Here is a 6,270-nt window from a genome sequence, read left to right as displayed (position 1 = left end):
ATTACCAGGGCGTCACCCAGATTGTAAAAAAGCTGTTTGATGCGGTAGACCCAGACCTGGCCTTTTTTGGACAGAAAGATTTTCAGCAGGTGCTGATGATCCGTAATATGGTTGCGTATTTTGGCCTTGGCTTACAAATCATATCCTGCCCCATCATCAGGGAAGAAGACGGTCTGGCGATGAGCTCCAGGAATATCCACTTATCGGCTGCCGACAGAAAGAATGCACTCGTTCTTAGTCGCGCGCTACAGTATGTAACAGATCATTTTGCTACTGACAGCATCGATGATCTTCTTGATAAGGCTAAGCAGATGATCAATGCGACCGAAGGAGTTACGCTTGATTACTTTACAATAGCCGATACAGAAACCCTTCTTCCTGAATGCGAAAAGGATTCGAAACAACTGGTTGCCCTGGTTGCTGCCAAGGTAGGTGAAACCCGCCTGATTGATAACATGATCCTTAACTGACATCATTTAGAATAAATCAAACAAACTTTATCTAACTTTGCCTCATGATTATCGAGATATTAAAATCGAAAATACACCGTGTTAGGGTAACACAGGCTGAATTGAATTATGTAGGCAGTATTACTATCGATGAGGACCTGATGGATGCTGCCCAGATCATAGCCAATGAAAAGGTGCAGATCGTTAATAATAACAATGGCGCAAGGTTTGAAACCTATGTGATCAAAGGTGAGCGGGGCACTGGTACAGTATGCCTTAATGGCGCAACTGCCAGGTTAGTTCAGGTAGGGGATATATTAATTATTATGTCCTATGGTTCTCTTCCTATTGAGGAGGCTAAAAAGTACAATCCTGTCCTGGTTTTTCCCGATGACAACAATCGCCTTTTAAAATAAATTCTTAATTAATTTTCAGTTTAATAAGCTTGCTGTAAAAATACTATGCAACCATAGTAATTCCATTTGGAAATACTAAATTTGGTTAAATGTATTTTACCAGATATAATTATTATGCTATTTCAATTAAGTGAAGAACAATTGATGATTCGGCAGGCCGCCAGGGATTTCGCGCAGAATGAACTGAAGCCCGGTGTGATTGAAAGGGACGAGCATCAAAAATTTCCGGCTGAACAGGTAGGGAAACTGGGCGAGCTGGGCTTTTTAGGGATGATGGTTGCTGAGAAATATGGCGGTAGCGGACTTGATGCATTGTCTTATGTGCTGGTTATGGAAGAACTTTCCAAAATTGACGCCTCATCTTCAGTAGTTGTATCTGTTAATAATTCCCTGGTTTGTTACGGACTGGAAGCCTATGGTTCTGAATTGCAAAAGCAAAAATATCTGGTGCCTCTGGCATCCGGGCTGCAGATCGGTGCATTTTGTCTTTCTGAGCCCGAAGCGGGATCTGATGCAACTTCGCAGCATACTACCGCCGAGGATAAGGGGGACCACTACCTGTTAAACGGCACAAAGAACTGGATAACGAATGGTGGTACTGCCTCTACATACCTTGTGATTGCCCAAACCCATCCTGAACTTAAACATAAAGGGATCAATGCTTTTATCGTGGAAAAGGGCATGGAAGGATTTACCGTTGGGCCCAAGGAGAACAAGATGGGCATCCGTGGTTCAGATACACACTCCCTGATGTTTGATGATGTGAAAGTTCCAAAGGAAAACAGGATCGGCGAAGATGGGTTCGGTTTTAAGTTTGCCATGAAAACCCTCGAAGGAGGGCGTATAGGGATAGCTGCACAGGCACTTGGTATTGCTGCAGGTGCTTATGAACTGGCCCTGGCTTATGCCAAACAAAGAAAATCATTTGGAAAGCCCATTTCTGATCATCAGGCAATCGCCTTTAAACTGGCGGATATGGCTACTCAGATTGAAGCTGCAAGAATGCTCGTTTACAAAGCAGCCTGGCTTAAAGATCAGGGACTTTCTTACACACTTGCCGGTTCAATGGCCAAATTATACGCATCCAAAGTAGCAATGGATGTGACTGTTGAAGCAGTTCAGGTTCATGGCGGATACGGATTTGTTAAAGAATACCACGTTGAGCGTTTAATGCGTGATGCTAAAATCACCCAGATCTATGAGGGGACTTCTGAGATCCAGCAACTGGTGATTTCCAGGGAAATTCTGAAATAAGATTTTTGATACATCACTCAGATTGAATTTATTTCTACTCGTGGTTTGATTTACTCATATGCACTTTTACTGCACTACAACTGCACTACAGCACCATTACCTGTATAATGGTGCTCTAGTAGTGCAGTTGTAGTGCTCTTGTCTACGGTGAACTACGGAACAAAGTTAGTAGAAAGCCCTTTATATGTGCTATTTGCTGATATTAATCATCGCTTCCTGCAATAGCACCAAATACAGCTTTGATTAAGGCAACAACAATTGCCAAAAATGCGGCTGCAAAGAAACCGCTCGTATTGAAACCTGACATTATGCTGTCTACCAAAAGGATCATCAGAACAGTGATAATAAAAGACATTAAACCGAGGGTAAGGAAGTTAATAGGAAACGTAAGTAGCCTAAGTATCATTCCAATAGTAGCATTTGCAAGTGCTATCAGAATTGCTGCTATAATTGCCGTTCCAAAACCAGCAATATGTACTCCTGGCACAAGATATGCGCCCAGCAACATAGCGAGGCCCATCAATAAAATTTCAATAATAAACCTCATAATGTTTAATTTTATAAAATGTATAAATACCTGATTATTTTACCACTGGTATTCGTTTTAGTGGTTTGTTTGATTTCCTGTTCGCCTGCAAATAATAAGCCAGTAATGATCAGGTTTTCGCCGGACAGTAGTGGTATAGTGTTTTCCAGGATCGACGCTGCAGGTCTGTTGGAGCTCAGGAATACTTCTGGTATTGATACATCTTACTCATCTGTACTTTCTGTCATGGAAATGACTGGTGAAAATAATCCTTTAGCTTTCGAACATGAGTTTCCAGGTCGGCTGGCTATGTCAGACAGTACTATAGTTTTTACCCCATTGGTGACATTTTCAAAGGGGAAAAGTTATCAGGTCGTTTCTTACCTCAATGCTAAATTTGGTAACGCAGCTATGATGCTGACAGGTAAGCTGGATAATAAGGTAAAACCGCAAACAGTAGTTCTCACCCGCTGATAATTAGATACAGCAGTTTAAGCTGGCCATTCAAAATCGCTTATAAGGTCTCTATTTCCAAAGCTGAAAGCTGAGTCAGTCGGGCAATCATATCTATAGGCATTTTTTCCTGTTTCATCTGAGAAGCGATCTCCATTGCTTTTTTACGCCGGCCTTGCTCAATGCCTTGCTCAATGCCCTGCTCAATGCCTCGTTCAATTCCTCGTTCAATTCCTTGCTCAAGGCCTTCTTTCAATCCTTCTTCCGCAGCTCTTTCCTTCGCATATGCAATAGAATTTTCATAATCCCACTGAGCTTTTAAATTCGAATCATACATTTCTTTCTCCTCCTTAGTTAAGTTGCTAATTTCGGCGATCTTAAGTACTTTCTGAAAAATACCCTTGTTGAAAGCAATAGAATCGCTCTTCAAATTACTCATATGTTTAAACAGGAACAGCCAGCGGTCAAGATCTGTTTCCAGTTCGGCTTCTGTCTTTACAAATTTAGGTAATTCTAAAAATTTATAGTTCAACTTGTGGTAAAAAATTTCTCCAGTGTAGGTGTTGGTTAGCGACACATTATGCAGATACTGGGTTTGTGGACTGTCTTTGAAATTAAAATCAAGAATAGCTACCAGGAATACTTCCTTTAATTCAATATTCCAATGGCTGCTTCCTTTTGGTAATTGATCATTAATTAGTCGCGATGTATAAAATACTGCGCGGTCCCTGAAATTCTTTTGTTCTGCCCTCTGCATCTCAATTATGAATTGCTCACCATTACAGCCGGTACAGAGAAAGTCGAAGAATACTTTTTTGGTATACTTGTTACTCCCCGCGTGTTCAGTTGGACCATAAGTTAGGTCCTTAATTTCTTTTTGACCATACAGTAACTGATTTAGGAAATTAATCAATACATCCTTATTAGACTCAGAACCAAATATATGTTTAAATCCAAAATCACTTAAGGGGTCAATAAATCGTGTTGTTGACTGTATCATGAGTTTGTTAAATTATTAATAAGCAAACTTAATAAGTTAATTTAATATATTTAAAATTAAATTTTGATGATGATTAACAAGTTTTGACTAATTAAAAAACTTTTAAACGGATCTATCAGAATTTAGAAATGAATTTGTAAATTAGACAATACACACTGAATGACTTACGGATATAAAAGGCATTTTTATTTTTGAAATAAAATTCTTACATTTGCACTGAAATAGAGGGTAAGAGGGGGCAGATGTCCCCTCTTTTCTTTTATCGGCAAATTGGTTTATGCAAGCAGAGAAGAGAGTAATAGAATTAATTGAGGAAAAGATTTCGGACAGACCGGAGTTATTTTTAGTTGAGGTAAAAATGTTACCGAACAACAAACTTATAATTCATGTGGATGGCGATGAAGGAATCAGTATACAGGATTGCGCCGCGATCAGCAGACATGTTGGATTTCATCTGGAAGAAGAGAACACGATAGAAAAAGCGTATAATCTTGAAGTCTCGTCTCCTGGTGTTGGTGAACCTTTAAAGCTGAAAAGACAATATCAGAAAAATATTGGCCGTGAGCTAAGCGTGAAACTTGCCGGCGGTGAGATACTGGAAGGTAAATTGCTGGAAATGAATGATACGGCAATTACCATTGAGGCTAAAGTAAAAGAAAAGGGTAAAAAGGCACAGCTGGTGGAAACCAGTATTGACTTTGATAAAATAATAGAAACAAAGGTTTTAATTTCATTTAAATAAAAATGAGCAATATTAATTTAATCGATTCATTTCAAGAATTCAAAGAATTCAAGAACATCGACCGTCCTACGGTGATCAGTGTGCTGGAAGAGGTATTTCGCAGTATGCTGCGTAAGAAATATGGTACTGATGAGAATTGTGATGTGATTGTAAACCCTGATAACGGTGATTTGGAGATCTGGCGTACAAGAAAAGTAATGGAGGATGGCTTTTCTGAAGATGATGATCTGGAAATTGAACTGGCAGAGGTGAAACAATTGGATGCAGATATGGAAGTTGGAGACGACTACATTGAGCAGATCACTTTAGAGAGCTTTGGAAGACGCGCTATTTTAGCGGCACGCCAGACGCTTGTTTCCAAAGTACTGGAATTAGAGAAAGACGAAATCTTTAAGAAATATAAAGACAGGGTTGGAGAGATTGTAACAGGAGAGGTTTACCAGGTTTGGAAAAAAGAAACATTGGTTCTGGATGATGAAGGCAATGAGTTGATGATGCCTAAGACTGAACAGATTCCTGCTGATTATTTCAAAAAAGGTGATACCGTACGTGCGGTGATCCTGAAAGTGGATATGATGAACAGTACGCCTAAGATCATTATTTCAAGGATCGCTCCTGAATTCCTGCAGCGTTTATTTGAAATTGAGGTTCCTGAGATCTTTGATGGTTTAATTACTATCAAAAAGATTGTACGTGAACCGGGTGAACGTGCCAAAGTAGCTGTAGAATCATACGATGACAGAATTGATCCGGTTGGAGCATGTGTTGGTATGAAAGGATCACGTATCCACGGTATCGTTAGAGAGCTGAAAAATGAAAACATTGATGTTATCAATTTCACCAACAACATATCATTATATATCACCAGGGCATTGAGTCCTGCCAAGATCACTTCGATAAAACTGGATGATGTTACCAAACATGCTTCGGTATATCTGAAGCCCGATCAGGTTTCACTCGCAATTGGCCGTGGTGGTCACAATATCAAACTTGCCGGTAAATTAACCGGTTATGAAATTGATGTTTACCGTGAAGCCGGAGAAGAAGATGAGGATGTGGATATTGAAGAATTCTCAGATGAAATCGATAGCTGGATCATTGATGAGCTGAAAGCCATCGGCTGTGATACAGCAAGAAGTGTACTGGCTTTGTCAGTAGATGAATTAGTAAAAAGAACTGACCTGGAAGAAGAGACGATTAAAGAAGTCATTAGTATCCTTCAGTCAGAATTTGAGTAAACGTTAACTTGATCAATAAAAAAACAAATATATACGGATGAAGATTGCATGGAATTTGCGATCTTCATACTGATAAAAAACAATTTGTACTGATGAAAAAACAAGAATAAACGTTACTTTTGTATAAGAATTAAGTAAAAATAGGAGATCAATGTCAGACGACAAACCAATAATTTTATTCAAAGCAGTTAA

At 39.3% G+C, this 6,270-nt stretch carries 8 protein-coding genes; 6 read left to right on the top strand and 2 right to left on the bottom strand.

Annotated features, from left to right (window positions below):
• The 3 genes from ABWY16_RS15720 to ABWY16_RS15710 all read left to right on the top strand — a co-directional run.
• A partial coding sequence (locus ABWY16_RS15720; RefSeq protein ID WP_353905601.1) for a pantoate--beta-alanine ligase occupies positions 1–470 on the top strand: 470 nt, incomplete at its 5' end.
• A 44-nt stretch (positions 471–514) separates the two neighbouring features.
• A complete protein-coding gene (gene panD, locus ABWY16_RS15715; RefSeq protein WP_353905600.1) occupies positions 515–865 on the top strand; it encodes an aspartate 1-decarboxylase in 351 nt (116 codons plus the stop codon).
• A 114-nt stretch (positions 866–979) separates the two neighbouring features.
• Positions 980–2,119: an acyl-CoA dehydrogenase gene (locus tag ABWY16_RS15710; RefSeq protein WP_353905599.1), complete on the top strand. Its 1,140-nt coding sequence runs from the start codon at positions 980–982 to the stop codon at positions 2,117–2,119.
• 202 nt (positions 2,120–2,321) lie between these two features.
• Here ABWY16_RS15710 and ABWY16_RS15705 read toward each other — a convergent pair whose 3' ends face one another.
• Positions 2,322–2,666, bottom strand: coding sequence for a phage holin family protein (locus ABWY16_RS15705; RefSeq protein ID WP_353905598.1), 345 nt, complete (start codon positions 2,664–2,666; stop codon positions 2,322–2,324).
• An 18-nt stretch (positions 2,667–2,684) separates the two neighbouring features.
• Between ABWY16_RS15705 and ABWY16_RS15700 the strand changes: the two genes are divergently transcribed.
• Positions 2,685–3,119, top strand: a complete 435-nt coding sequence (locus ABWY16_RS15700) for a hypothetical protein (RefSeq protein WP_353905597.1) — start codon at positions 2,685–2,687, stop codon at positions 3,117–3,119.
• A 40-nt stretch (positions 3,120–3,159) separates the two neighbouring features.
• Here ABWY16_RS15700 and ABWY16_RS15695 read toward each other — a convergent pair whose 3' ends face one another.
• A complete protein-coding gene (locus tag ABWY16_RS15695) occupies positions 3,160–4,098 on the bottom strand; it encodes an Rpn family recombination-promoting nuclease/putative transposase (RefSeq protein ID WP_353905596.1) in 939 nt (312 codons plus the stop codon).
• A 277-nt stretch (positions 4,099–4,375) separates the two neighbouring features.
• On the opposite strand from ABWY16_RS15695, the gene rimP reads away from it, so the two are divergent.
• Together rimP and nusA are read left to right on the top strand one after the other, a co-directional pair.
• Positions 4,376–4,840: a ribosome assembly cofactor RimP gene (gene rimP, locus ABWY16_RS15690; RefSeq protein ID WP_353905595.1), complete on the top strand. Its 465-nt coding sequence runs from the start codon at positions 4,376–4,378 to the stop codon at positions 4,838–4,840.
• Positions 4,841–4,842: 2 nt separating this feature from the next.
• Positions 4,843–6,078, top strand: coding sequence for a transcription termination factor NusA (gene nusA / locus ABWY16_RS15685; protein ID WP_090555589.1), 1,236 nt, complete (start codon positions 4,843–4,845; stop codon positions 6,076–6,078).
• Positions 6,079–6,270 lie beyond the last annotated feature (192 nt).

This window comes from Pedobacter sp. (assembly GCF_040513095.1).
Lineage (GTDB): Bacteria > Bacteroidota > Bacteroidia > Sphingobacteriales > Sphingobacteriaceae > Pedobacter.
Note: the sequence above shows the minus strand (reverse complement) of the source record. Positions and strands in the feature narration are given on the sequence as shown.